Genomic DNA, 26,847 nt, shown 5'->3' with positions numbered 1-26,847 from the left:
ATGACCGCATCGCAAGACAAAGCCGGGCTGCCCCATATGCCGCCCGAGGCGCCTCTGGACATGCCCGTGCAGAACTTTCGCACGGCCCCTGCCCCCGGCCCGAAACGGCGATTCGAAGGCTGGCGGGTCTGGGCCGCGCGGCTGATCGCCTTTGGCGGCACGGCGGCCCTTGCGACCATCGGTTTCATGCAGATGCTGGCTGCCTTCGGGGACAAGCCGACACCGATGCAGATCGTGCTGTTGCTGCTGTTCGTGCCGACATTCGCCTGGGTGGGCTTTACCTTCTGTTCGGCGGTGGCGGGGCTGCTGGCCGCGCGGCCCGGCACGCCCGATCTGCCCGGCTCGGCGCGGGTGGCGGTGATCATGCCGGTCTATCACGAGGACGCCTCGATCAGTGTCGGGCTGCTGACCGCGCTTGGCCGCGATCTGGAACAGCAAGGGATGGCCGACCGCACCGAAATTTTCGTGCTGTCGGACACCCGCAATCCCGAAATCGCCGTGAACGAGACGCTGGCCGTCGCCGCGGCCCGCGACCTTTGCCCGATCCCGATCTATTATCGCCGCCGCGAGGTGAATACCGACCGCAAATCCGGCAATGTCGCCGATTTCGTGCGCAATTGGGGCGGCCGGTTCGACCAGATGGTCGTGCTGGACGCCGACAGCGTCATGTCGGGCGATACCATCCGTCAGCTTTCCCTGCGGATGGAGGCCGATGACGAACTGGCCCTGATCCAGACCATGCCGGTGCTGATCGGCGGCGAAACCATCTTCGCCCGCCTGACCCAGTTCGCGGGTCGGATCTACGGCCCGATGATCGCACGCGGCGTTTCGGCCTGGTCGGGCATGACGGGAAATTACTGGGGCCACAACGCCATCATTCGGGTCAGGGCCTTCGCCCAGACCTGCGGTCTGCCGACCCTGCCCGGCCGCCCGCCTTTCGGCGGCTCGATCCTCAGCCATGACTTCGTCGAGGCTGCGGCCCTGTGCCGCGCGGGCTGGAAGGTCCGGCTGGACCACGACCTGCGCGGCAGTTTCGAAGGCTGCCCTCCGACGCTTTTGGATATGGCGGCACGTGAACGCCGGTGGGCGCAGGGCAACCTGCAACATCTCAGCCTGATCGGCATGCGCCGCACCCGCGCGGTCAGCGGCGCGCATTTCGCCATCGGTGTCATGGGCTTTCTGATGAGCCCGATCTGGTTGGCGCTGATCCTGGTCGGTCTGATCCTGTCAGCCACGGTCCTGCTGTCCACGCCGCAATATTTCCCGAATGCCTATCAGCTGTTCCCCGACTGGCCCGTCTTTGACGCCCGCCGGATGCTGTGGCTGTTCGTGGCCGCGATGTGCCTTTTGCTGACGCCCAAGATCCTTGGGCTGATCCGGGCGCTGGGGCGCCCGCTGGCGCAGAATTCGGGCGGGCCGGGCCGCGTCTTTGCCAGCGCCATGTTCGAGATCCTTCTGTCGGCGCTGATCGCGCCGGTGCAGATGCTGATCCAGACGCGGCAGATCATGGACATTCTTCTGGGCCGTGACAGCGGATGGCAGGCGCAGGTTCGCGCCGGATCGATGCCCGGCTGGGGCGTGGTTCTGCGCAGCCATTGGGCGCATGTCGCGCTGGGACTGCTGACATTGATCGTGCTTGCCCGATTTTCGCCGCGGCAGCTGATCTGGCTGTCGCCGATCCTTGCCGGGCTGATCCTGTCGCCGCTGACCTCGCGCTATTCGGCCAGTCCCATCTTTGGCCGTTGGGCGCGGATGCGCGGCCTGCTGCTGACCCCCGAGGAACGTGACACCCCGGCGATCATTTCCGATGCACAGGCGATGACCCGCCGCCTGCCCCGGCCCTGCGACGGTCAGCAGTCGATCCTGCGTCTGGCCCAGGACCCGGCGCTGCTGGACAGCCATATCGCGATGCTGCCGCCCACACGCGACCGCGCTGCGGCTGATAACCTGGCCCGCATCACGGCCGAGGCGAAGATCGCGCATTCCCAAAGCCGTGCGCAGGCGCTTGGCTTTCTGGACCGCGCCGAAACCGATGCGTTGATCGGCGACGCCGCCCTGCTGCGCCGCTGGAGCGGGCTGCCCGCATGAAACGCCTGATCGCATTGGATATGCTGCGCGGTTACGCGCTGGTCTGCATCATGGTCGATCACATGCCGGTTTCGGTCCTGCGACAGGGCACGCTGGCCAATTTCTCGATCTTCGATGCCGCGGAACTGTTCGTCCTGCTGTCGGGCTTTCTGGTCGGCCTTGTGTGGCTGTCGGTGCAGCGCAGCGAAGGCACCCGCACGGCCCAATGGCGCTTTGCCCGCCGTTCCTTCGAGGTGTGGCGCGCGCTGGTCATCGGCGGCATCATCATGGCCCTGCTGTCGGCCGGATTGCTGGCCATCGACATGAACCATACCGCCGTGTGGCACAGATATGCCGAATGGGTCATCGACAACCCGCTTGGCTATCTGGGCACACTGGCGACGCTGTGGTTGCAGCCCAACCTTCTGGATGTACTGGCGGTCTATGTCGTCCTGATCGCCTCGGCCCCGCTTCTGGTGCCGGTGATGCAGCGCGTGCCCTTGTGCTTTGCTGCGGGGTCGCTGGTGATGTGGTGGTTCGCCCCGGTGCTGAACGCCTTCATCCCGAACCACCGCGACGGCGGCTTGCTGTTCAATCCGTTCGGCTGGCAGATGCTGTTCTATTCGGGCGTCGCGATGGGGCTTTACCGCCAACGCATCATCCCCGCATTGATGCCGCATGCCCGATTGCTGACCGTTCTGGCGACGGGGATGGTGATCTTCGGCTCGACCATCGTCATCGCCGCCAAATTCGGCGAGGATGCGCTGCTGCTGCGCAACGCGCTGAAACAGGTCTATGGCGTGATCGACAAATGGCCGCTGGATGGCACGCGCTATCTTGCGATCATGGCCGCAAGCTGGCTGATCGCGGTGCCCCTTGCCAATGTGATGGAGCGTCTGGCCGCCACCCGTGCGGGGGTCGCCTTGCAGGAAATCGGTCGCGGCGGGCTGTGGTCCTTCATCATCTGTGTTCTGCTGTCGGTTCTGGGCGACGCGTTCCAGATGAACCCCCAGGATCAGGGGGTCCTGCGCCGGTTGCTGGTCGATTTCTGGGCCATATTGGCACTTTGGTGGGCAGCCGCGATGTGGTTGCGTTTTGGTGCCCCCTGGCAAAAGGCACGAAAATCGCGCGCGTCGTAAATTTTGGGTGACCGGAGGGGTGCGATGGCCTATGCCTTCGCAACCCCGCAAGCACGGCGCGTCCCTCTCGCCCGGCCAGCGGGCAAGGAGGAGATGACGATGCTAGACATGACCACCATCCGCGCCGAGCTGAAGGCCTGCTATGATCTGGAGCCCTCGCTGGAACTGGCGCAGCAGATGTCGGATATCCATGCCCGCATGGACCGGGTCATGCCCCTGGTGGACTGGGCGATCCACGCGCCCTATGTCGCCGCGATCAACAAGCTGAAACAGGAACGCGGCGCGGTCGTTCTGGCGCATAACTATATGACGCCGGAAATCTATCACGGCATTTCCGATGTCGTCGGCGACAGCCTTGCCCTGGCGATCGAGGCGACAAAGGTTCAGGCCGATATCATCGTGCAATGCGGCGTGCATTTCATGGCCGAAACCTCGAAGATCCTGAACCCGTCAAAGACCGTCCTGATGCCGGATATGGAGGCGGGCTGTTCGTTGGCCGAAAGCATCACCGCCGAAGGGATCGCCCGGATGCGCGCGCAATATCCCGGCGCGCCGGTCGTCAGCTATGTCAACACCACCGCCGAGGTGAAGGCCGCGTCCGACATCTGCTGCACCTCGGCCAATGCAGCCCAGATCGTCGCCGCGATGGACAGCGACACCGTCATCATGACGCCCGACAAATGGCTGGCACAGAATGTCGCCAAGCAGGTGCCGCAGAAACGCATCGTCTGGTGGGATGGCGCCTGCATCGTGCACGAGAAATTTACCCCGCAGGATCTGCGCGATTTCCGCGAATGGCATCCGGGCATCCAGATCATCGCCCATCCCGAATGCCCGCCCGATGTCGTCGCCGAGGCCGATTTCGCCGGCTCGACCGCCGGGATCATCGACTGGGTGGGCAAGGAAAGACCCGCGCAGGCGATGCTGGTCACCGAATGCTCGATGGCGTCGAACATCTCGGACGCCCATCCCGAGGTCGAGTTTCTGGGTCCGTGCAACATGTGCCCCTATATGAAGAAGATCACCCTGGAAAAGGTGCTGTGGTCGCTGCACAGCATGACCGGCGCGGTCGAGGTCGACGAGGGTGTCGCCAAGGATGCCCGCCGCGCCGTGCAGCGGATGATCGACCTGTCGCGCAGCCTGTCTGCCTGATCCGACACCGATGCAGCAGCTTGCCACCGAACGCGTCGTTATCATCGGCGCAGGTCTGGCCGCGATCTATGCGGCGCTGAAACTTGCGCCGCACCCGGTGCTGATGATCTCGCCCGAGGATCTGGGCCATGGCGCAAGCTCGGCCTGGGCGCAGGGCGGGGTCGCCGCCGCGATGGCACCGGGCGACAGCGCCGCCGCCCATGCCGCCGATACCAACCGGGCCGGCGCCGGCACCGTCGATCCGCGTGTCGCGGAACTGGTCACGCAAGAGGCCCGCGACCACATTCTGGACCTGACCGGTCTGGGCACCCCCTTCGATCGCGATGCCAAGGGCGGTTATGTCCTGTCGCGCGAGGCCGCGCACAGCTTTGCCCGCGTGGTCCGGGTCAAGGGCGATCAGGCCGGGGCCGAGATCATGCGCGCCCTGACCGCCGAACTGCGCCGCACGCCATCGGTTCAGGTGCTGGAAGGCTGGCTGGCGACCGGATTGCAGATGCAGGACGGCGGCGTCGCCGGTGTCGATGTGGCCCGCGTCGAGGGTTCGGCCCCGCTTTCGATCATGGCGCCCGCGATCCTTCTTGCCGGTGGCGGCTCGGGCGGGCTGTACGCGATCACGACCAATCCGCCCCGGATTCGCGGGCAGGTGATCGGCATGGCAGCCCGCGCGGGGGCGGTCGTCGCGGATGCCGAATTCGTGCAGTTCCACCCCACCGCCATTGATGCGGGCGAAGATCCCGCCCCCCTTGCGACCGAGGCGCTGCGCGGTGAAGGCGCGTGGCTGATCAACCGCGATGGCACGCGCTTCATGACCGATCTGCACCCGGATGCCGAACTGGCCCCACGCGATATCGTGGCCCGCGCGATCTATGCCCAGACACGGGCGGGGCTGCGGCCGATGCTGGACACACGCGCCTGTCTTGGTGCGCGCGTCCTGACCGAATTTCCCGCCGTGGCCGGGGCCTGCGCCCGTGCAGGGATAGATCCGGTTGCAGACGCGATCCCGGTTGCGGCGGCCGCGCATTACCACATGGGCGGCATCGCGACCGATCTTGACGGGCGGGCCAGTCTGGCAAATCTGTGGGTCTGCGGCGAGGCCGCCTCGACGGGGCTGCATGGCGCGAACCGGCTGGCCTCGAACGGTCTGCTCGAGGCGCTGGTCTTTGCCCGCCGCGCCGCGCTGTCGATCAAGGATGCGCTGACGGATCCGGGCGATGCCGCCCCGCTGACCCTGCCCGACTGCCCGTCCGCCCCCCAGCCCGATCCAGAACTGGTCACCCGGCTGCGTCAGGCGATGACGGCGGGCGCGGGCGTCGTGCGCGATGCTGCGGGGCTGCGCCACTGCCTGCACCAGATCGCGACGATCGAGGCTGCGCAGCCCGATTGCCCCAGCCTTGCAAACATGACCGCAACCGCAACCCTGATTGCCGCGGCGGCGCTGATGCGTCGCGAAAGCCGCGGCGGCCATTACCGCAGCGATTTCCCCGACACGCTGCCCGATGCCCAAAGGTCTTATCTGACCCTGGATCAGGCGCTTGCGATCCGCACCGCTTCCGAACCGGAGAAGACATGACCAGCCCCGCAATGCCGCCCCTGCCCGATCTGATCCTGGAACCCCTGATCCGCATGGCCCTGGCCGAAGATCTGGGCAGCTATGGCGACATCACCACCCGGACGGTGATCCCTGCGGACATCACTTATCGCGCGGCGATCCGCGCAAGGCAGCCGGGCATCGCGTCGGGGATGCAGCTTGCCGCGATCGCGTTCCGGTTGGTGGATCCCGACCTGTCGATCACCACGCTTTGCGCCGATGGCACGCCGTTTCAGGCAGGCGAAGTGCTGATGCAGATCGAGGGGCCCGCTGCCTCTATCCTGTCAGCGGAACGTGTGGCGCTGAATTTCGCCGGGCGGCTTTGCGGGATCGCGACCATGACCGCCAGTTTCGTGGCCCGGACCACCGGCACCAACACCCGCATTACCTGCACCCGCAAGACGACGCCGGGCCTGCGGCTGGTCGAAAAGCAGGCGGTGCTGCATGGCGGCGGCTTCAATCACCGTTTTTCGCTGTCCGACGCGATCCTGATCAAGGACAACCACATCGCCGCCGCCGGCGGCGTGCGCCCGGTGCTGCAGGCGGTCAAGGCCCGCGCATCGCATATGATCCGCTGCGAGATCGAGGTCGACACGCTGGATCAACTGGCCGAAGTCCTGTCCGAAACCGGCGCCGATGTGGTCCTGCTGGACAATATGGACACGCCGACCCTGCAACAGGCGGTAAAGATGGCACAGGGACAGGTCGTGCTTGAGGCGTCGGGCAACATGCGTCTGGACCGAATCGCCGAGGTTGCGGCCACCGGGGTCGATTACATTTCGTCAGGCGCGCTGACGCATTCCGCGACGACGCTGGATCTGGGTCTGGATTTCTAGGGCCGATCAGCCGCAGACGACGCGCAGGATCCAGCCCTTCTCATCGACAAAGATATTCAACCGCCGCGCATCCCGCGGCGGTTTCAGGTCATCACCGGGGATGATGATGCGCTGCGGAAGTTCGGCAGGCAGGGTGACGGCACCGATATTCTGCCCGACAAGGGCCTGATACGCCGACGGTGAACATATCCGCGGGCCCGCCGGTTCCTCGGCCGCGCAGGCGGCTACCGCCAGCCCTATCCCCAGAATGCTCATACGCAGATACATGCATGTCCCCCTTGTCCGAACCAGTCTATTCGGCAGCCTCAAACACGCCGCAGGCAATCCGGTCGCCCGCATTGCCGGATGGCTGGCCGACATAATCATCCGGCTGATCGTGAATGATCAAGGCGGAACCGTCCTCATCGGCCATCGCCTGGGGCGTCAGGCCGGAGATGAAATATTCGACCTTCAGCGCACCGCTTTCGGGGACATGGATATTCGGCATGTCGCCGGGATGCGGGCCGTTGCCGGACATGACGCCATGATCGTGATCGCCGGCCAGATGACCGCCCGCGGATTTGAAGTCAGGCGGCGTGCACATGCCCGTTTCGTGGATATGGATGCCGTGAACGCCCGGCGGCACATCCATCAGGTCCAGCGTCACGACGGCCATGCCGGAATCCGCCCAGGTGACGGTCGCATTGCCACGACTGCCGCCATCGGCGTTCTTGATCTCGGCCATCATGGTGGCAGGGTCTTGGGCCAGCGCGGGTCCGGCGAAAACCATCGCGGCGGCGGCAAGGGTGCAAAGGCGCATGAAATCCTCCTGTCATTGTGGAAACCAACGCAACGCGCAGCGCAGGGGTCCATGCGCCGCGAAAGATTTCAGGCGATTGGCAGAACCGCGCCTAGACCGGCTTCATCGGTCGCCCGGCGACATAGGTTTGCGCCACCGCGCGGTCGTCGCCCATCACCTGAAGGATAAAAAGCTCTTCCGACAGGGTTTCGGCACGTTCGCTGCGCAGGGCCATCGCGGGCGTCGCCGCGCTGTTCAGAACGACAAGATCCGCGTCCGATCCGACATCCAGCGTGCCGATCCGGTCGGCCATTCCCAAGGCCATCGCGTTGCCGCGCGTAGCCCAGTGGAACCCGGCAAGTGGGTGCAGCTTCTGGCCCTGCAATTGCAGGATCTTGTAGCCCTCGGACAGGGTTTGCAGCATGGAATAGCTGGTGCCGCCACCCACATCGGTTGCGATGCCGCTGACGATTCCGGCCTTGCGCAAGCCCGCCTCGTCGAACAGGCCCGAGCCAAGGAACAGGTTCGAGGTCGGGCAGAAAACCGCGCGGCTGCCGGTTTCGGCCATGCGCGCGATCTCTCGCGGATGCAGATGGATGCAATGCCCCAGAAGCAGCCGATCCGACAGAAGGCCATGGCTTTCATAAATGTCCAGATAATCGCGCGCCTGCGGATAAAGGCTGAGCGTGAACGCGATCTCATCGAGGTTCTCGCTCATGTGGGTCTGGATGTGGCAATCGGGAAATTCGCGCGCCAGCGTGCCCGTCGCCTGCATCTGTTCAGGGGTCGAGGTGATCGCGAAACGCGGCGTGATCGCATAGCGTTGCCGCCCGCGCCCATGCCATTTTTCCAGCAGCCGCCTGCTGTCGTCATAGCCCTGCTGCGCCGTGTCCTGAACCGCCGGAATGGCATTGCGATCCATCATCACCTTGCCCGCGATCATCGCCATGTCGCGTGCCTCGGCGGCGGTGAACAGCGCCTCGGCGCTGGTAGCGTGGACGGAACAGAAGGCGACCGCACTTGTCGTGCCGTGGGCCGTCAGCTGATCCAGGAACAGCCCGGCCATGCGGGTCGCGTGGTCCTGATCGGCAAAGCGTGCCTCTTCGGGGAAGGTATAGGTGTTCAGCCAGTCCAGCAGTTGCGCACCCCAGCTGGCGATGACCTGCACCTGCGGAAAGTGGATATGCGGGTCGATGAAGCCCGGCATGATCAGATGCGGGCGGTGATCGAGAACCGGCAGGTCGGGCCGGGCAAGTCGGGCGTAGTCGTCGACGGCCAGAATGCGGCCGTTTTCAATCAGGATCGCGCCATCTTCGAAATAGCGGTGATTGTCGTCGGTTTCGGCGGGATCGGCATGAAAGCCAAGGACACGGCCGCGGATCAGCTGTTGCATGGGTATTTGTTCAAAGAAGAAGTTGAGGTCAGGCGCGAGATGAGTTCCGCCGCAGTCAGGGCAGCGATGATGGCGGGCCGTTTGTCGCGGGTCGTGCCGGCGCCGATGGGGCAGATCAGGGGCGCAGGGTCGATCCCGCGATGGCGGGCGAAACGGGCGAATTGCGCGCGCTTCGTGGCGCTGCCGATCATGCCGATATAGGGCAGGTCGGGGCGGGACAGAGCCTCGGCGGCAAGAAGGAAATCCAGCGCGTGGTCATGGGTCAGGACGATCACGGCGGTTCCCGGGCGGGCGGCACGGATCTGGGCCTCGGGCAGCGGGGTCAGGCGGGTGGTCAGGTCCGGGGCCGCGAGGGCCAGTTCCTCGGCGCGGCTGTCGATCAGCACCGCGTTCACCGGCAGGGGTTGCAGCGCCAGGGCCAGCGCGCGCCCGACATGGCCCGCGCCGAAGATCAGCGCGTCGGGATAGTCAGCCACCGTTGCCGGTTCGCGATCCAGTGTCAGGATGACGCGACCGCCGCAGCATTGACCGATTTCGGGGCCAAGCGGGATGTCCATTTCGGCGCGCGCCTCGTTCCTTGCCAGCATCTGACGGGCGCGGTCGATGGCCATGTATTCCAGCTGACCGCCGCCGATGGTGCCGCTAACGCCATCCGGGCCGACCATCATTTCGGCCCCTGCATCGCGCGGGGTCGAGCCCCGCGCCTGTGTGACGCGCACCCGGATCATGATGTCAGCCGCGCCACCGCCATCAGCACGCGTTCGGGCGTCGCCGGTGCATCCAGACGTGCGGGCTGTGCGTAATCGGCGACCGAGGCGACGGCCATGTTGATCGCCTCGAAGACGCTGATGCCCAGCATGAAGGGTGGTTCGCCCACGGCCTTTGATCGCTTGATCGTGCGTTCGGCGTTTTCGGACCAGTCGGCAAGGCGCACATTGAAGATGCGCGGCCGGTCCGAGGCCAGCGGGATCTTGTAGGTCGATGGGGCATGGGTGCGCAGTTGCCCCTTGTCGTCCCACCACAATTCCTCGCAGGTCAGCCAGCCGGTGCCTTGCACGAAGGCGCCCTCGACCTGGCCCTTGTCCAAGGCCGGGTTCAGCGAGCGACCGACATCATGCAGCACATCGGCGCGGTCAATCACATATTCGCCGGTCAGCGTATCGACCGAAACCTCGGCCACGGCGGCGCCATAGGCGAAATAGTAAAAGGGCCGCCCCTGCCCCGTCGCGCGGTCCCAGTGGATTTTCGGGGTCTTGTAGAACCCGGCCGCCGACAGGTGGATGCGGGCCATATAGGCCGCCTTGATCACCTGTGCCCAGGGGATCATGTGATCGCCCGCGCGGATATGGCCGGGCACGAAGGCGACCCGGTCGCGAGGTTCCTGCCAGCGTTCGGCGACAAAATCGATCAGGCGTGCCTTGATCTGTTCGGCCGCGTCCAGTGCCGCCATCCCGTTCAGGTCCGATCCCGAGGATGCCGCCGTGGCCGAGGTGTTCGGCACCTTTTCGGTCGTGGTGCGGGTGATCTTGATCTGGCCGATATCGCATTGGAACGCCTCGGCCACGACCTGCGCGACCTTGGTGTTCAGGCCCTGCCCCATTTCGGTGCCGCCATGGTTCAGCTGAATCGAGCCGTCGGAATAGACATGGATCAATGCGCCCGCCTGATTGAACCAGGTCGCGGTAAAGCTGATGCCGAATTTCACCGGGGTCAGCGCGATGCCTTTCCGGATCGTGCCCCCCTTGGCGTTCCAGTCCAGCACTGCCTGACGGCGGGACTGGTAATCGCTGCTGTGTTCCAGATCCTCGAAGATCCGGGGCAGGATCTGGTCGCTGACCTCTTGATGATAGGGGGTCAGCTGACCGTTGCGATACAGGTTCTTCTGGCGGATCTCATAGGGGTCGCGACCCAGCGCATAGGCGATCTCCTCAATCATGCGTTCGGCGACGATCACCCCCTGCGGGCCGCCAAAGCCGCGAAAGGCGGTGTTGCTGACGGTATTGGTCCGCATCGGGTGGCTGCTGACCCGGACATCGGGATAGAAATAGGCGTTGTCGGCATGAAACAGCGCGCGGTCGGTCACCGGGCCCGACAGATCGGCCGAAAACCCGCAGCGGGCGTACCAGTCGCCCTCGACCGCCAGTATATGGCCGTCATCGTCGAAGCCGACCTCGTAATCGACCACGAAGTCATGGCGCTTGCCGGTGGCGGTCATGTCATCGTCACGGTCGGGGCGGATCTTGACCGCCGCCCCCCATTTCCGCGCGGCGGTGGCGGCGACGCAGGCAAACAGGTTCATCTGCGTTTCCTTGCCGCCGAAGCCCCCGCCCATGCGGCGCACATTCACCACCACCGCGTTGCTGGGCACGCCCAGGACATGGGCGACCATGTGCTGCACCTCGGAGGGGTGCTGGGTCGAGACGTGGATGACCATGTCGTCATCCTCGCCCGGCACGGCCATGGCGATCTGACCTTCCAAATAGAAATGATCCTGACCGCCGATGCCAAAGCGGCCCTTGATCCGGCGCGGCGCGGCCTGCATCGCGGCACCGGCATCGCCCCTGCGCAGCGTCAGCGGATCGGTCACATAACCCATGCCGGCATCGCGCGCGGCAATCGGGTCCAGCGCATGGGGCAGTTCCTGATAGCTGATCCTGGCCTTTCTGGCGGCGCGGCGGGCCTGATCGCGGGTTTCGGCAATGACGGCAAAAACTGGCTGACCCCAGAACAGGACCCTGCCTTCGGCAAGGACCGGATCGTCATCCTTGCCATTGGGCGAGACATCGTTGACACCCGGAAGATCCTCGGCGGTCAGGACACCCCGGACACCGGGATGGGCCAGCGTGTCGGTGAAATCCATGCCGGTGATGGTGCCATGGGCGCAGTCCGACAGGCCCAGATAGGCATGCAGCAGCCCCGAGGGTTCGTTCAGGTCATCGGTGTATTCGGCGCGGCCCGTGACATGCTTGATCGCGCTGTCATGGATCGTGTCGCTATGGGCGTGGCCGCGAATTTCGGTCTGGTCCTTCATGCGTGTGCCCCCACGGCCTGGTTCAGCCGGACCGGCAGTCCGGGTTCGGATTGTTCAAGCCAGAAACGGCGGAACAGGTTGCCCGCCACCATGCGGCGATAGTCGGCGCTGGCACGCCAGTCGGACAGCGGCTGGAAATCATCGGCCACGGCGCGGGCGGCATCGGCAAAGCTGTCTTCGGTGAAGGGCTTGCCCTGCAACGCCGCCTCGGCGCGGGCGGCGCGTTTCGGCGTCGCCGCCATGCCGCCAAAGGCGATCCGCGCCTGCGTGATCGTACCATTTTCAACGATTACGCTAAAACCGGCGGCAACGGCGGTGATGTCACTGTCGCGGCGTTTGCTGATCTTGTAGGCAGCGATCCGCGTTTGCGGGCGGATCGGAATGATGATCCGTTCCACGAATTCGCCCGGAGCGCGGTCCTGCTTGCCGTAACCGACAAAGAAATCCTCAAGCGCGATCTGCCGCCGCTTGTCGCCCTTGCGCAGCACGATCTGCGCCCCCAGCGCGATCAGCAGGGGGGGCGTGTCCCCGATGGGCGAACCGTTGGCGATATTCGCGCCGATCGTGCCCATGTTGCGCACCTGCCAGCCGCCGATGCGCAGCCAGTAATCATGCGCGTCGGGCAGATGTTCGGCGATCAGGGGCGCGGCCTCGGAATAGGTCACGCCCGCGCCCAGATGCAGCGCGCCGTCCTTGACCTGAATGTCCTTCATCAGATGCCCGATGAACACCGCGGGCGAGATATCGCGCAGGAATTTCGTGACCCACAACCCGACATCGGTGGCCCCGGCGACCAGCGTGGCCTTGGGGTTTTCCGAAAGGATCTGCGCCAGATCGTCGGCATCGGCAGGAATGACCGCCTGTTCCTGCCCCTTGGTCAGGGTCACGCGACCCGATTGCATCGCACGCAGCCGGTCCGCGACAGCCTCGCGTTCCAGGATCAGCGCGTCATGCGCCTGACCGCCCGCCTGCCCTGCCGCCAATGCAGCCTTGATGATGGGTTCATAGCCGGTGCAGCGGCACAGATTGCCTTGCAGCGCGGTTTCGATATCGGTGACCGTGGCGTCGGGATTGGTCATCCACAGCCCATAAAGCGACATCACGATACCCGGCGTGCAAAAGCCGCATTGGCTGCCATGATGATCGACCATCGCCTGCTGGACCGGATGCAGCTTGCCCTCGGGGCCTTTCAGATGCTCGACCGTGACGATGTGGCAGGCGTGACAGGACGCCAGAAAGCGGATGCAGGCATTGATCGGTTCATAGATCAGGCCCCGATCGGTCAGCCGCCCCAGAAGCACGGTGCAGGCACCGCAATCGCCCTCGGCGCAGCCCTCTTTGGTGCCGGTCAGCCGCCGCGCGATGCGCAGATGATCCAGCAAGGTGTCGGCGGCCCCCACCTCGGTCAGGCAGACCTCTTGATCGTTCAGCAGAAATCTAAGACCGGGTGTCATGGCGTTCCTCGTGGCTGTGAAACCTGTCACCAGCCTAGGCCGGAAAAAAGGATTGCGAAATCGGTTCCGACGCGGAAGACTTTACACGAAACGTTGAAAGCGACCTACCGCCATGTCCTATCTGGAAAGCCTGCGCGTCTTTGTGCGCGTCGTCGAACTTGGCTCGATCACTGCGGGCGGCAGGGATTTGCGCCTGTCCCCGGCGGTGGCGTCCAATCGTATCAAGGATCTTGAAAATCGCTTTGGGGTGCGGCTGCTGAACCGGACCACGCGCAAGCTGACCCCGACCGAGATCGGGCGCGCCTTTTTCGACCATGCGCAACGCGTCATCGACACGCTGGACGAGGCCGAGGCCCTCGTCAGCAGCTTTTCCGGCAAGCCGCAGGGCGTGATCCGCCTGACCGCGCCGCTGGGTCTGGGGCGACGGCTGATCGCGCCGCTGGTGCCGACCTTCTGCGAACAGAACCCCGGCGTCGATGTGCGGCTGCGCCTGTCGGATCGCAATGTGAACATCGTCGAGGATGCGATAGATCTTGCGTTCTTTCTGGGCCAACCTGCCGATTCGACGCTGAAATGGCGCAAGATCGCGGATGCGCCGCGCAGCCTGGTCGCCGCGCCCGCCTATCTGGAACGCCACGGCATCCCCAAGCGCCCCGAGGATCTGGCCGAACATAACTGCCTGCTGCTGCGCTATCCCCGCAGCCCGGAATATTTCTGGCAGTTACAGACGCAAAGTGGCCCGCAAAAGATGATGGTGGGGGGCCGTTTTGACACCGATGACGGCGATGTGCTGCGGGCCTGGGCGCTTGGCGGGCACGGAATCGCGAACCGGCCGGATTACGAGGTGGCTGCCGATCTGGCGGCGGGCGATCTGGTGCGCGTGCTGCCGGATACACCGCCCCTGCCCGCGCAGTTCGGCTGCCTGACACCACATCGGCGCCTGCAGGACCCCAAGGTCCGCATCTTTGCCGATTTCGCGGTGCGGGAACTGAAGAAGATCTTCTAGGGGGCCGCGCTGACGGCCCCCACCCGAATGCCGATCAGCCGCGCAGCGTGCCGCCGGTCGCCTTCGTGACCTTGTCGATGATCTTCTGGCTGACGGCCTCGATCTCGGCATCGGTCAGGGTCTTGTCGCGCGGTTGCAGGCGCGCGGTGATGGCGATGGATTTGCGGCCATCCTCCAGCCCGGTGAACTGGTCAAAGACGCTGACACGTTCGATCAGGGCCTTGTCGGCACCCTGCGCGGCGTTGACCAGCGTCAGCGCCTCGATCTGAGGATCGACGACGAAGGCGAAATCGCGTTCGACGGCCTGAAGTTCCGAGATCTGCAGCGCAGGACGCGCCGCGCTTTGGGATTTCGGGAACGGCACCTTGGCGATGCGGACGGTGAAGGCGACGGCAGGCCCCTTGACATCCATGTCGCGCAGGACCTTGGGATGGATCTCGCCAAAGCTTGCCAGCACATTCGGCCCCAGCGCGACATTGCCGGCACGGCCCGGATGCCACCAGCCGTCCAGCTTGCGGTTGATCTGCGCCTTGGCGGGCGCGCCGATGGTGGCCAGAATCGCTTCGGCATCGGCCTTGGCGTCATACAGATCGACCTTGCGGCGGCTGCCGAACGGATCGCGATCCGACGTCGCCCCGACCAGCAGGCCCGACAGTTGGGTCGCCTGTTCGCCGGGCTCGCCGCCCGCGAAGACCGGCCCGATTTCGAACAGCGCCAGATCGGCGAAACCACGTGCCTGATTGCGTGCCGCCGCAGCCAGAAGGCCCGGCAGCAGATCGGGCCGCAGATGGGTCATTTCGCTGCTGATCGGGTTTTCGACCCGGACCCCATCGCTGCCGCCGCCGAACAGCATCGCCGACTTTTCATCGATGAAGCTGTAGGTGACGCATTCATTGTAACCCAGCGCCGCGGCCTGACGACGGGCCGCCGCCTCGCGGACCTGCAACGGCGTCATGATCGGCGCGGGGACACCGGCCTGCGGACGCGGCAGCGGCTTGCCCTCCAGTTTGGTCAGGCTGGCAATGCGGGCGATCTCTTCGACCAGATCGGCCTCGCCCAGGATGTCGGGGCGCCAGGACGGCACATGCGCCATATCCCCGTCCAGACGGAAGCCAAGGGCGGTCAGCGTAGCGCGCTGATCGGCCTCGGGGATGTCCAGTCCGACAAGGCTGCTGGTGCGGGCACTGTCCAGACGATAGGCGCGCGCGGTGTCGGGCAATGTGCCGGCGGTGACGACATGCGAGGGCTGACCACCGCAAAGTTCGATCACCATTTCCGTTGCCAGTTCAAGCCCTTGCAGCGTGAAGTTCGGGTCGATTCCACGTTCGAAACGATAGCGCGCATCCGAATTGATCTTGAGCGTGCGGCCAGTCGCGGCCGTGCTGATCGGGTCGAAATAGGCGGCTTCCAGAAAGACATCGGTGGTGCCTTCCTCGGCCCCCGATGCCGCGCCTCCCATCACCCCCGCAATGCTTTCGGGCCCGTTCGCGTCACAGATCACGACCGCATGTTCGGGCAGATCATAGGTCTTGTCATCCAGCGCGACGATCCGTTCGCCGGGCTGCGCGGCACGCAGATGCAGGTCGCCCTGAACCTTGGCGGCGTCAAAGACATGCAGCGGGCGGTTCAGATCGTAGGTGAAGAAATTGGTGATATCGACCAGCGCGTTGATCGGACGCAGGCCGATGGCCTTCAGCCGCTTCTGCAGCCAGACCGGGCTGGGCCCGTTCTTGACGCCACGCAGGACACGGCCGCTGAAGAACGGGGCCTTGGCGGCGATGTCGGGGGCGATGGTCACCTTGATCGGGCATTCGAACGCGCCCTCGACCCGGGCTTCGCGCACGGGCCGCAATGTCCCCAGACCGCGTGCCGCCAGATCACGGGCGATGCCGTGAACGCCAAGCGCATCGGGCCGGTTCGGCGTGATCTTGATATAGATCATCGGATCGATCTTTTCGGGCGCGTTCTGCGCCAGCCAGTCGACGAATTTCTGGCCGACCTCGCCCGAGGGCAGTTCGATGATGCCGTCATGTTCGTCGGACAGTTCCAGCTCGCGTTCCGAGGCCATCATGCCGTGGCTTTCGATTCCGCGGATCTTGCCGACGCCAAGCGTCACGTCGATGCCCGGCACGTAATCGCCGGGCTTGGCGAGAACGACGGTGATGCCTTCGCGGGCATTCGAGGCACCACAGACGATCTGCTTTTCCCCCTCATCCGTCATCACGCGGCACACGCGCAAGCGGTCGGCGTCGGGGTGCTGTTCGGCCTGCAGCACCTTCGCCAGCGTGAAGCCGCCAAGATGCGCCGCCGGATCGGTGACCTCTTCGACCTCGAGGCCCAGATCGGTCAGGGTCTCGGTGATCTGGTCCAGCGTGGCCGTGGTTTCGAGATGCTCTTTGAGCCAGGAAAGGGTGAATTTCATGTCTGAACCGTCCGTTCGGGCCCGCGCCCGTCATCGTTTGTCGGGTTCCTACCCCATGCGGGTCGGGAATGGTAGGGCGCGATTGGGGATTGCGTCCCGCGAATGCCGGGGGCGCTTCGCCCCCCGGACCCCCAGAGGATATTTGCCACAGGAGATGGGCTGGCTTGCAAAGCCGCGGACAGCACCTAGATCAAGGGTTGAAAACGAGGATCTGACGGATGAGCAGCACACGGGAACTGGTAATCGAGCAACGCGTGGCGAATGAGGCGAAATCGCCTTTCGTGGCCTATCTGCTGGCGATTCTTCTGTGGGGCTTTGGCGCGCATCGGCTGTATCTGGGCCGCTATATGAGCGGGTTGGTGATGCTGGCGATGTGGGGGCTCGGCTGGCTGACGGCGCCGATCCTGATCGGCTGGCTGCCCATCGCCCTTGTCGCGATGTGGATGGTGATCGATCTGTTCCTGATCCCCGGCATGATCCGCGAGGATCGCGCCGTGATCCGCCAGAAGCTGTTGAGCGAACTGGCCTGACAGCCGCCCATCGGCACCCCTTTCCGTCGGTTTCTGGTCCCGATCGTCTTTGCCCCTCACGCCTTTGGGGCGTAGACAGTCTTCGAGGGCAGCATCCAGCGAGGGAGAATCATGTTTCTGGGGATAGATCTGGGCACGTCGGGCGTGAAGGCTGTGCTGATCGACGCCGCGCATCGGGTTCTGGGCACGGGTCATGCAGGGTTGACCGTTCAATCGCCCGTTGCGGGGTGGTCCGAACAGGATCCCGCCGCCTGGATCCGCGCCACGAAGGCCGCGATCGGGGATCTGGATCACGGGCTTGATCAGGTGCAGGGGATCGGGCTGTCGGGGCAGATGCACGGTGCGGTATGTCTGGACCGTGACGATCAGCTGCTGCGCCCCGCCATCCTGTGGAATGACGGTCGGGCGCGTGACGAGGCCGCGCAACTGGACGCCGATCCGCAGTTTCACGCGATCACCGGCAATCTGGTCTTTGCGGGCTTCACCGCGCCCAAGCTGCTGTGGATGCGGCGGCACGAGCCGAACCTGTTCGAGCGCGTCGCACGGGTCCTGCTGCCCAAGGATTACCTTCGCCTTTGGCTGACGGGCGACGCGATCAGCGACATGTCCGACGCCTCGGGGACCGCCTGGTTCGATCCGGCGGCACGGGATTGGTCGGACCCGTTGCTGGCCGCCACCGGACTGTCGCGCAGCCACATGCCCGCCCTGGCCGAGGGCAGCGATGTTGCGGGACAATTGCGGGCAGATATCGCGCAGGAACTGGGGCTGCCTGCCGGGATCCCGGTCGCGGGCGGTGCGGGTGACAATGCCGCGACCGCAATCGGGGCGGGCATCACCGGACCGGGGCCCGGCCTTGTGTCCCTGGGAACCTCGGGGGTGATCTTTGCGGCGACCGACCGGTTTCTGCCCGCGCCTGAAACCGCGATCCATGCCTTCTGCCATGCCCTGCCCGGTTCCTGGCATCAGATGGGGGTGATTCTGTCCGCCGCGGCCTGTCTGGACTGGTGGGCCGGTATCAACGGACGCAGCGCGGGCGAGTTGGTGGCCGAACTGGACCCGGTGGCGACGGCCCCCGGCGCAGTCGCGTTCTGGCCCTATCTCAGCGGCGAGCGGACGCCCCTGAACGACCCGGCGCAGCGGGCTGGATTCACCGGGCTGTCCGGACAGGCGACCCGGCAAGACATGACGCGGGCCGTGATGGAAGGGGTTGCCCTGGCCTTGGCGGAAAACATGGCCGCGCTGCGCGAGGCAGGGGGCGGGGCGCAATCACTGATCGCGATGGGGGGCGGTGCTCGCTCGGATCTGTGGTTGTCGATGCTGGCGCAGGCGACGGGGGTGCCGGTGCTGCGCCCCGCCGGGGCAGAGACCGGGGCCGGATTCGGGGCCGCGCGGCTGGGCCTGATGGCCGCGACGGGTGCCGGGCCTGAAGAGATGGGTCAGCCCAGCATCGCGGCACGCTTTGACCCCGACACGACGCAGCAGGCGGCATGGTCGGACGCCCTGTCGCGGCTGCGGGAACAGCGCGCTTGACAACTGCGCTGCGCCCCTTATAAGCGCGGCCTTCATTGGTGTTGGTGGCCCCCGCGAGGGGATCCCTGTCAGGCCTCGGCCAGAGGACAACGCCCTTCGAAACACAAAGAAGGAGATCAGCCGTGAGCAAGCGCACGTCTGCCAAGTACAAAATCGACCGCCGCATGGGCGAAAACATCTGGGGCCGCGCCAAGTCGCCGGTCAACCGTCGCGAATACGGCCCCGGTCAGCACGGCCAGCGCCGCAAGCAGAAACTGTCGGATTTCGGCACCCAGCTGCGCGCCAAGCAGAAGCTGAAAGGCTATTACGGCGATCTGACCGAAAAGCAGTTCCGCCGCATCTATGCCGAAGCCGAGCGCGTCAAGGGCGACACCGGTGAAAACCTGATCGGCCTGCTGGAGCGTCGCCTGGACGCCGTGGTCTATCGCGCGAAATTCGTCGCGACCATCTTCGCCGCCCGTCAGTTCGTGAACCACGGCCATGTCGAAGTGAACGGTCAGCGCGTCAACATCCCCTCCTACCGCGTGAAGGAAGGCGACGTGATCTCGATCCGCGAGCGTTCGCGTCAGCTGGCCATCGTGCTGGAAGCCGTCGCCCTGCCCGAGCGCGACGTGCCGGATTATGTCGAAGCCGACCACAGCAAGATGACCGCGACCTTCGTTCGCACCCCGACCCTGGGCGACGTTCCCTACGCCGTCCAGATGGAACCGAACCTGGTCGTCGAATTCTACGCGAAGAACTGATCTTCGCCGGACCACGATCTTTCAAAGGCCGTCCTTCGGGGCGGCCTTTTTCTTTTGCCTAAACTTGTCCGTGTTATCGCGTTGTGGGAATCTGAAACTGCCCTAATCTGCACATAACGCAACAGTCTGGGCAAAATCCGAAAATGGCCACGATCCGCCTTTACGAATCCTTCGACATGACCGCCCGGACCGATCTGGACGGATTCCGCTGGGGCCCCGGCGAGGAATATATCACCTACAGCGACGGCTATCGCATCGATGTCGTCTCGAACGCCTATGATCGGCTGGATGGCGTAAGTCTAAGTCAGCATGGCGATACCATCGTGACCCTCTCGAACTTCCGCATAGCCACCAGCGAGCGCCTGGAATCGCATGTCACCCACGAGGGCAACCTGCTGCCGGTGTGGCAGCAAATCATGGCCCGGGCCGATACAATCCTGGGGTCGGCGAAGGCCGACCGGGTCAACGGGTTTTCCGGCAATGACGTCATGAAGGGCAATGGCGGCAGCGATCACCTTCTGGGCGGTGGCGGGGCCGACACGATATCGGGTGGGATCGGGGCCGATCGGCTGTTTGGCAACCTTGATCACGACACGCTGTTCGGCGGCGCGGGTGCCGACATCCTGTGGGGCGGGTCCGGATCCGATCAGCTTCACGGCGGGACGGGCAATGATCGCCTGCTGGGCGGGGTGGGCGCCGACACATTGCATGGCAATCAGGGCGCGGATGTCCTGATCGGACAGGGCGGGAACGACCTGCTGGTCGGGGGCCTGGGCGCGGATGTCTTTGTCTTCGGCGCGGGATCGGGACGCGACCGCATCCGCGATTTCGCCGACGGTCAGGATCTGATCCGCATGACTGGCCCTTTCGACGACTTCACCGATATCCGCGTCTCGTCCAGTGGCGACAACACGGTTCTGAACTTCGGCAAGAACAGCGTCACCCTTGTCGGGGTCGATGCAGGCCTGATCGACGCCGACGACTTTCACTTCGTCTAGGGCGCTGCCCCCTTCCCATGTCGCCCGCCGATGACTAAACGGGCGAACAAAGGAAGGTGGCAATGACGCAGATCGCACCCAAGCCGGGCATCATGGACATCGCATTATATGTCAGCGGTGAAAGCACGCTGTCGGGCCAGACCGATGTCCTGAAGCTGTCCTCGAACGAAAATCCGCTGGGATGCAGCCCTGCGGCGCAGGCGGCCTTCACCGCCGCCGCCACGCAGCTGCATCGCTATCCCGCGACCGATCACGCCCCGCTGCGGCGTGCCATCGGCGAGGTGCATGGCCTTGATCCCGAACGGATCATCTGTGGCGTCGGATCGGACGAGGTTCTGCAATTCATCGTGCAATCCTACGCGGCGGCGGGCGACGAGGTGATCACCACCGAGCACGGCTTTTCCATGTATCCGATCCTGGCCCGGATGGTCGGGGCCGTTCCCGTCACCGTGCCCGAGCGGGATCGCGTCGTCGATATCGACCAGATCCTGGGCGCCGTGACCCCGCGGACCCGCATCGTCTTTATCGCGAACCCGGCCAACCCCACCGGCACCATGCTACCCGCCGATCAGCTGCAGCGCCTTGCCAGCGACCTGCCCGATCATGTGCTGCTGGTCCATGACGGGGCCTATACCGAATTCGCCGAGGGGTTCGACGGCGGCGCGTCGCTGGTCGATCGCCACCCCAATGTGATCATGACCCGCACCTTCAGCAAGATCCACGGTCTGGGCGGGCTGCGCATCGGCTGGGGCTATGCCAGCCGCCAGATCATCGAGGTGCTGACCCGCATTCGCCAGCCCTTCAACCTGTCGAACGCACAGATGGAAGCCGCCGAAGCCGCCATCCGCGATGTGGACTTCACGCGCCATTGTGCCACCGAAAACGCCAGATGGCGCGACTGGATGCGCAACGCATTCGTTCAGATGGGCATTGCCTGCGATGAAAGCCACGCGAACTTTCTGCTGGCCCGTTTCGCCAGCCCAGCACAGGCCGAGGCTGCCGACAAGGCACTGCGCAATGCGGGCATCCTGGTGCGCCGGGTCGCGGGCTATGGCCTGCCCGACGGGCTGCGCATCACCGTCGGCGACGAAGCCGGCTGCCGCCGCGTGGTCGCATGCCTGTCCGATTTCATGGCCGGTGAAAGGGCGCGGGCATGAGCGTGATCTTCGACCGTGTCGCCCTGATCGGTCTGGGCCTGATCGCCGGGTCGATGGCCCATGCGATGCGCGAAGGCGGGCTTGCGCGCGAAATCACCGGCTTTGCCCGCAGCGCCGCCACCCGCGACACCGCGCGCGAGATCGGCCTGTGCGACCGTGTCTGCGACAGCGTGACGGATGCCGTCACCGATGCGGATCTGATCGTGCTGGCCGTCCCGGTCGGCGCGATGGGTGATGTTGCTGCCCGGATCGCCCCCCATCTGAAACCCGGCGCGATCATCACCGATGTCGGCTCGGTCAAGCAGGATGTGATCGACACGGTCGGGCCGCACCTGCCCGCACATGTCCATTTCATCCCCGGCCACCCTCTGGCCGGGACCGAACATTCCGGGCCCAAGGCCGGCTTTGCCAGCCTGTTCCGGAACCGCTGGTGGCTTCTGACCCCCCTGCCCGACACCGATCCGGACGCGCTTGACCGGCTGAACCGCCTGCTGGTCGCGATGGGTGCCAAGACCGACCGGATGGAGGCGGGCCATCACGATCTGGTGCTGGCCGTGACCAGCCACGCGCCGCATCTGATCGCCTATACGATGGTTGGCGTGGCCGACCATCTGCGGCGCGTCACCGATGAAGAGGTGATTCAGTATTCGGCCGCGGGCTTTCGCGATTTCACCCGTATCGCGGCCAGCGACCCGACGATGTGGCGCGACGTGTTCCTGCATAACCGAGAGGCGACACTGGATATTCTGGGCCGCTTCACCGAAGAGCTGTTCATGCTGCAACGGGCGATCCGCATGGGTGATGGCCAGCAATTGCACGATTATTTTACCCGCACCCGCGCGATCCGCCGGGGCATCATCGATGCCGGTCAGGACACCGATGCCCCCGATTTCGGCCGCACCCCCGGCGCAAGGGGCAGCTGACGCACCGTCGCGGCCCTTTCATCCCGCCCCGCCCTGCCCTAAATTTCAGGGACGGAAAGGATGGATGCATGACACAGCAGATGTGGGTTTTCGGCTATGGATCGCTGATGTGGGATCCCGGTTTCGTGCCGGTGGAATCCGTCAAGGCGCGGCTTGACGGCTATTCCCGCAGTTTCTGCCTGCTGTCGACCCATTACCGCGGCACCGAAGAGGTGCCGGGCCTTGTCCTGGGCCTGGACGAGGCGCCGGGAAGCCATTGCCAGGGTCTTGCCATGCGCGTCGCCGAGGATGAGGCCACGAAAGTGGCCGCCTATCTGCGGGCCCGCGAACTGATTACCCATGCCTATCGCGAAACGCATGTTCCCTTGCAGCTGGAAGACGGGCGCGAGGTGCAGGCCGTGACCTATGTGATGCGCCCCGATCATGACCAATATGCGGGCGGCCTGTGCGTGCGCGAACAGGCGCGGATCATCGCCCGTGCGCATGGCGGACGCGGCCCGAACGCGGAATATCTGTTCAACACGACGCAACATCTGACGCAGATCGGGCTGCCCGACGCGATGCTGGAGGATCTGGCCGCCGATGTGCGCCGTCTGATCGCGGGCAATCACGGGTTCGGAAATTAACGCGATCTTTCTGTTTGCTTGGCAAGTTGTTGGCGGCACCCTACACTTGGCCCCGACAGCGCAGCGCAACGGATTGGCATTGATTTGAGCGATCACAGCAACGGCCATGAGCCAGACGACCGCAACGACCGCCTGACCCTGCCCAGCCGCCGGATCAGGGCCATGCGCGCGACCGCGGTCGACATGCCCAGTCAGCCGCATTTCTCGCAGCCTGTCCGGCAGATCCTGATGATGGTCACGGTGCTTGGGCTGGTGCTGGCGGGGGCTTGGGTCACCTATGGCCGCATCCTGCCGATCTTCATGGCGAACATGTGGCTGAACGGGCTGATTCTGGCGGTCTTTGCGCTGGGTGTGCTGGCCTGTTTCTGGCAGGTCGGCCAGTTGATCCGCTCGGTCAGCTGGATCGAGCGTTTTGCCCGGCGCCGCCGCAGCGCGGTCGAAAAGGGCGTTGCGGCGCGCAGTGCCGATGACGGCGATGTGCCACCGCGCCTGCTGGCGCCGCTGGCGGCATTGCTGGGCACGCGCGGCCCGGTGGGGGGCGTCATCTCGACCGGGTCGGCACGTTCGATCCTCGACTCGGTCGCGACCCGCATCGACGAGCTGCGCGACATCACAAGATACCTGTCGAACCTGCTGATCTTCCTTGGACTTCTGGGAACCTTCTACGGGCTTGCAACCACAGTTCCGGCCGTTGTCGAAACCATCCGCGCGCTTGCCCCGCAAGAGGGCGAAACCGGTTTGCAGGTCTTTGACAAGCTGATGTCGGGTCTTGAGGCGCAGCTGGGCGGGATGGCGACGGCGTTTTCATCCTCGCTGCTGGGTCTGGCGGGGTCGCTGGTCGTGGGCCTGCTGGAACTGTTCGTCACCCACGGTCAGAACCGCTTTTACCGCGAGTTGGAGGAATGGCTGTCCGGCTTTACCCGCATCAGCCTTGCGGGTTCGGAAGGTGACGGCATCGATCAGGCCGCGATGTCCGGCTTCATGGAACAGATGGCCGCGCATATGGAACGTCTGCAACAGTTTCACGCCGAACGCGACGCCATGCGTGACGAGGCCGCGGCGATGGCCGATGAACGGACCGTCGTCATGGCCGAGGCGATCGAGGCGCTGGTCCATCGCAGCGAACAGGAACGTGAAGCCTCGCTGGGGCGATGGGCCACGCTGACGGATTCGCTGAACCGCATGGCCGAGGGGCAGGAACAATTGGTGCAGATGGCACAGGCGCGTGGCATGTCAGGCCCCGACCTGTCCGGTGTCGAACAGTCGATTGACCGGCTGGTCCATCGCCTGAACGAGGGCCGCGACGAAATGGTGGCCGAGCTGCGTTCGGACATCCTTGTGCTGACCCGCGCGGTGCGCGCCGCCCGTTTCAACGATCCGTTCCGCGACGATCTGCTGACCGATCCGCCCATCCCGCCGCGGCAGGACGGTTAGGATGGCCCTGAACCGCGCCTCGTCCAACCGGTTTTCCTCGACGATCTGGCCCGGTTTCGTCGATGCGATGACGGCACTGCTGATGGTGCTGATGTTCGTGCTGACGATCTTCATGGTCGTGCAATCGGTCCTGCGCGAACGGATCACCGATCAGGACGACACGATCCTGGACCAGGAACAGCGTCTTTCGCAGCAGGAAACGCGGCTGGATGCATTGGGCCAGCAGGTCGCGGCGCTGGGTCAGGCGCTGACCGCCGCCGAGGATCGCGAGGCTGATCTGCAAGGCGAATTGGGCAGGCAGGCGCAGGTTCAGGCCGGGCTGGAACAGGATCTGGCCGATGCGGACGCGCAGGCCCGCGACCGCGCCGCGCGGATCACGCGGCTGTCGAACCAGCTGGACAGCAGCCGCGACGATCTGGAACAGGCCCGCAGTCGGCTGACCGATTTCGAGGCCGAGGTTGCCGCCCTGATGGCCGCGCGGCAGGTCGATCTGGCGCAGGCGCAATCGCGGCAAGCCGCGCTTGAACAACAGCTTGATACCGAACGTGATCGCGCTTCCGCCGCCGAACTGGCGGTCGCGGCCGCACGACAGGAAACCGACGCGGCCGAGGAACAGGCCCGCCTTGCCGCCGCCCGCCGCGAGGCGCTTGAGGCGATGACCGCCGATCTGCGGCGACAGAATGCCGATCTGCAGACCCAGCTGACCGGAACCACGGCGCAATTGTCCGAAGCCGAAGCTGCCCAGCTTGCCGAGGCAGCCGCCGCAGAGGCGCTGCGCGACCGTCTGCAAAGCGCCGACAGCGAATTGACCGCCATGACGCTGTCCTTGGAGGAAAGTCGCAAACAGGCCGAGGAAACCCTGACCCTGCTGGCTGCCGCGCAATCGGCACAGGATCGCCTGTCACAAGAGGCGCAGGATCAGGCCAGCGACGCCGAACGCCAGGCCGCGTTGCTGGCGACGGCACGGCAGGAACTGGCCCAGCAGGAACAATTGTCTCAGGACAGTCAGCAGCGTGTCGCCCTGTTGAATGAACAGGTCGCCTCGCTGACCGCGCAACTGGGCTCGTTGCAGGCCTTGCTGGACGCCGCGGGCGACGAACAGGACGAGGCCGAATTGCGTGTCGCCGAACTGGGTCAGCAGTTGAACGCGGCCCTGCTGCGCGCAACCGAAGAAAAGGAACGGCGCCTGCAACTGGAAGCCGAGGCCCGCGCCAGGGCCGAAGAAGAGGCCCGCGATTTGGCCCGCTATCGGTCGGAATTCTTCGGTCGGCTGTCACAGATCCTTTCGGGGCGCGAAGGAGTGCGCGTCGTTGGTGACCGCTTTGTGTTTCAATCCGAAGTGCTGTTCGCCCCCGGCGAGGCGACGCTGTCCCCCGAGGGTCGCCAGCAGGTCGGAAACGTAGCCCGGATGTTGTCGGACATCTCTGCCGATATCCCGGATGAAATCGACTGGATTATCCGCGTCGACGGGCATACCGACAGCACCCCGCTATCGGGCACCGGCCGGTATCGCGACAATTGGGAACTAAGTCAGGCGCGCGCGCTGGCGGTGGTACGCTATATGACGCAGGATCTGGGCTTTCCGGCGCAGCGTCTGGCGCCGACGGGCTTTGCCGACACCCGCCCGGTGGCCCGTGGCGACAGCGCGGAAACGCGCGCCCAGAACCGCCGGATCGAGCTGAAGCTGACCGAGCGTTAATGCCCGACGCTGCGCGAGAACAGGTTGATGACGACGACCCCGGCGACGATCAGGATCAGCCCGATCACGGCGGGCAGATCCAGCTTCTGCCCAAAGACCACCAGGCCGATCGTCGCGACCAGGACGATGCCGAGCGCACTCCAGATCGCATAGGCGATGCCAAGGGGCAGGACGCGCAGGCTAAGCGACAACAGATAGAAACTGGCCAGATAGCACAGCGCCATGCCGACGGTCGGCAACAGGCGGGTGAACTGCTCTGACCGTTGCAGCAGCGAGGTGCCGACCACCTCCAGGCCGATGGCCCCGATCAGGGCCAGATAGGGTGCGGGTATCATGGGAAT

General features: G+C 65.1%; 23 protein-coding genes. 15 read left to right on the top strand and 8 right to left on the bottom strand.

Annotation, left to right across the window (positions count from 1 at the left end; all coding sequences use genetic code 11):
• From mdoH to nadC, 5 genes are all read left to right on the top strand, one after another.
• The gene (mdoH, locus tag BMX67_RS05465) at positions 1 to 2,088 is read left to right on the top strand and encodes a glucans biosynthesis glucosyltransferase MdoH (RefSeq protein ID WP_245739219.1); all 2,088 of its coding nucleotides are present in this window, start codon (positions 1 to 3) and stop codon (positions 2,086 to 2,088) included.
• A complete protein-coding gene (opgC, locus tag BMX67_RS05460; protein WP_090733130.1) occupies positions 2,085 to 3,206 on the top strand; it encodes an OpgC domain-containing protein in 1,122 nt (373 codons plus the stop codon). The genes mdoH and opgC overlap by 4 nt, the downstream gene beginning before the upstream one ends.
• A gap of 99 nt (positions 3,207 to 3,305) precedes the next feature.
• A complete protein-coding gene (nadA, locus tag BMX67_RS05455; protein ID WP_090733516.1) occupies positions 3,306 to 4,358 on the top strand; it encodes a quinolinate synthase NadA in 1,053 nt (350 codons plus the stop codon).
• A 10-nt stretch (positions 4,359 to 4,368) separates the two neighbouring features.
• A complete protein-coding gene (locus tag BMX67_RS05450) occupies positions 4,369 to 5,928 on the top strand; it encodes an L-aspartate oxidase (protein ID WP_090733128.1) in 1,560 nt (519 codons plus the stop codon).
• On the top strand, positions 5,925 to 6,782 hold the full coding sequence (nadC, locus tag BMX67_RS05445) for a carboxylating nicotinate-nucleotide diphosphorylase (RefSeq protein WP_090733127.1): 858 nt from the start codon (positions 5,925 to 5,927) through the stop codon (positions 6,780 to 6,782). The genes BMX67_RS05450 and nadC overlap by 4 nt, the downstream gene beginning before the upstream one ends.
• Before the next feature lie 6 nt (positions 6,783 to 6,788).
• Here nadC and BMX67_RS05440 read toward each other — a convergent pair whose 3' ends face one another.
• The 6 genes from BMX67_RS05440 to xdhA form a co-directional block, all read right to left on the bottom strand.
• Complete coding sequence (locus BMX67_RS05440) at positions 6,789 to 7,049, bottom strand: hypothetical protein (protein WP_090733125.1); 261 nt, start codon at positions 7,047 to 7,049, stop codon at positions 6,789 to 6,791.
• 25 nt (positions 7,050 to 7,074) lie between these two features.
• Entirely contained in the window at positions 7,075 to 7,581 is a 507-nt protein-coding gene (locus tag BMX67_RS05435) for a superoxide dismutase family protein (RefSeq protein WP_090733124.1), read from the bottom strand.
• Between the two features lie 91 nt (positions 7,582 to 7,672).
• The gene (gene guaD / locus BMX67_RS05430) at positions 7,673 to 8,953 is read right to left on the bottom strand and encodes a guanine deaminase (RefSeq protein ID WP_090733122.1); all 1,281 of its coding nucleotides are present in this window, start codon (positions 8,951 to 8,953) and stop codon (positions 7,673 to 7,675) included.
• The gene (xdhC, locus tag BMX67_RS05425; protein ID WP_090733118.1) at positions 8,941 to 9,681 is read right to left on the bottom strand and encodes a xanthine dehydrogenase accessory protein XdhC; all 741 of its coding nucleotides are present in this window, start codon (positions 9,679 to 9,681) and stop codon (positions 8,941 to 8,943) included. The genes guaD and xdhC overlap by 13 nt, the downstream gene beginning before the upstream one ends.
• On the bottom strand, positions 9,678 to 11,984 hold the full coding sequence (gene xdhB / locus BMX67_RS05420; RefSeq protein ID WP_090733115.1) for a xanthine dehydrogenase molybdopterin binding subunit: 2,307 nt from the start codon (positions 11,982 to 11,984) through the stop codon (positions 9,678 to 9,680). Before xdhB ends, xdhC begins: the two co-directional genes overlap by 4 nt.
• Positions 11,981 to 13,438 carry a xanthine dehydrogenase small subunit gene (xdhA, locus tag BMX67_RS05415; RefSeq protein ID WP_090733114.1) on the bottom strand — a complete coding sequence of 486 codons (1,458 nt, stop codon included), beginning with the start codon at positions 13,436 to 13,438 and terminating at the stop codon, positions 11,981 to 11,983. The genes xdhB and xdhA overlap by 4 nt, the downstream gene beginning before the upstream one ends.
• Before the next feature lie 112 nt (positions 13,439 to 13,550).
• Between xdhA and BMX67_RS05410 the strand changes: the two genes are divergently transcribed.
• Positions 13,551 to 14,444 carry a LysR family transcriptional regulator gene (locus BMX67_RS05410; protein WP_090733112.1) on the top strand — a complete coding sequence of 298 codons (894 nt, stop codon included), beginning with the start codon at positions 13,551 to 13,553 and terminating at the stop codon, positions 14,442 to 14,444.
• A gap of 34 nt (positions 14,445 to 14,478) precedes the next feature.
• Here the strand turns inward: BMX67_RS05410 and pheT are convergent, their stop codons facing one another.
• Positions 14,479 to 16,866: a phenylalanine--tRNA ligase subunit beta gene (gene pheT, locus BMX67_RS05405; protein WP_090733111.1), complete on the bottom strand. Its 2,388-nt coding sequence runs from the start codon at positions 16,864 to 16,866 to the stop codon at positions 14,479 to 14,481.
• A gap of 218 nt (positions 16,867 to 17,084) precedes the next feature.
• On the opposite strand from pheT, the gene BMX67_RS05400 reads away from it, so the two are divergent.
• From BMX67_RS05400 to BMX67_RS05360, 9 genes are all read left to right on the top strand, one after another.
• Complete coding sequence (locus BMX67_RS05400) at positions 17,085 to 17,396, top strand: TM2 domain-containing protein (protein WP_090733109.1); 312 nt, start codon at positions 17,085 to 17,087, stop codon at positions 17,394 to 17,396.
• Positions 17,397 to 17,507: 111 nt separating this feature from the next.
• The gene (gene xylB, locus BMX67_RS05395) at positions 17,508 to 18,926 is read left to right on the top strand and encodes a xylulokinase (protein WP_090733108.1); all 1,419 of its coding nucleotides are present in this window, start codon (positions 17,508 to 17,510) and stop codon (positions 18,924 to 18,926) included.
• 122 nt (positions 18,927 to 19,048) lie between these two features.
• Positions 19,049 to 19,669, top strand: coding sequence for a 30S ribosomal protein S4 (gene rpsD, locus BMX67_RS05390; RefSeq protein WP_090733107.1), 621 nt, complete (start codon positions 19,049 to 19,051; stop codon positions 19,667 to 19,669).
• Between the two features lie 143 nt (positions 19,670 to 19,812).
• The gene (locus BMX67_RS05385; RefSeq protein WP_090733105.1) at positions 19,813 to 20,667 is read left to right on the top strand and encodes a calcium-binding protein; all 855 of its coding nucleotides are present in this window, start codon (positions 19,813 to 19,815) and stop codon (positions 20,665 to 20,667) included.
• A gap of 62 nt (positions 20,668 to 20,729) precedes the next feature.
• Complete coding sequence (hisC, locus tag BMX67_RS05380; protein WP_090733104.1) at positions 20,730 to 21,824, top strand: histidinol-phosphate transaminase; 1,095 nt, start codon at positions 20,730 to 20,732, stop codon at positions 21,822 to 21,824.
• Positions 21,821 to 22,747, top strand: coding sequence for a prephenate/arogenate dehydrogenase family protein (locus BMX67_RS05375; protein WP_090733102.1), 927 nt, complete (start codon positions 21,821 to 21,823; stop codon positions 22,745 to 22,747). Before hisC ends, BMX67_RS05375 begins: the two co-directional genes overlap by 4 nt.
• A 68-nt stretch (positions 22,748 to 22,815) precedes the next feature.
• The gene (locus BMX67_RS05370) at positions 22,816 to 23,373 is read left to right on the top strand and encodes a gamma-glutamylcyclotransferase (protein ID WP_245739217.1); all 558 of its coding nucleotides are present in this window, start codon (positions 22,816 to 22,818) and stop codon (positions 23,371 to 23,373) included.
• 84 nt (positions 23,374 to 23,457) lie between these two features.
• Positions 23,458 to 24,807: a hypothetical protein gene (locus tag BMX67_RS05365; protein WP_342707902.1), complete on the top strand. Its 1,350-nt coding sequence runs from the start codon at positions 23,458 to 23,460 to the stop codon at positions 24,805 to 24,807.
• A 1-nt stretch (position 24,808) separates the two neighbouring features.
• Positions 24,809 to 26,506: a peptidoglycan -binding protein gene (locus BMX67_RS05360; protein WP_090733101.1), complete on the top strand. Its 1,698-nt coding sequence runs from the start codon at positions 24,809 to 24,811 to the stop codon at positions 26,504 to 26,506.
• On the opposite strand, the gene BMX67_RS05355 is transcribed toward BMX67_RS05360, so the two are convergent.
• The gene (locus BMX67_RS05355) at positions 26,503 to 26,841 is read right to left on the bottom strand and encodes an SMR family transporter (RefSeq protein ID WP_090733100.1); all 339 of its coding nucleotides are present in this window, start codon (positions 26,839 to 26,841) and stop codon (positions 26,503 to 26,505) included. The two genes, BMX67_RS05360 and BMX67_RS05355, sit on opposite strands and share 4 nt — an antisense overlap.
• Between the last annotated feature and the right edge of the window lie 6 nt (positions 26,842 to 26,847).

Origin of the sequence: Paracoccus homiensis (assembly GCF_900111675.1) — a bacterium.
Classification (GTDB): Bacteria; Pseudomonadota; Alphaproteobacteria; order Rhodobacterales; family Rhodobacteraceae; genus Paracoccus; species Paracoccus homiensis.
This window is presented reverse-complemented; position numbering and strand designations above follow the sequence as displayed.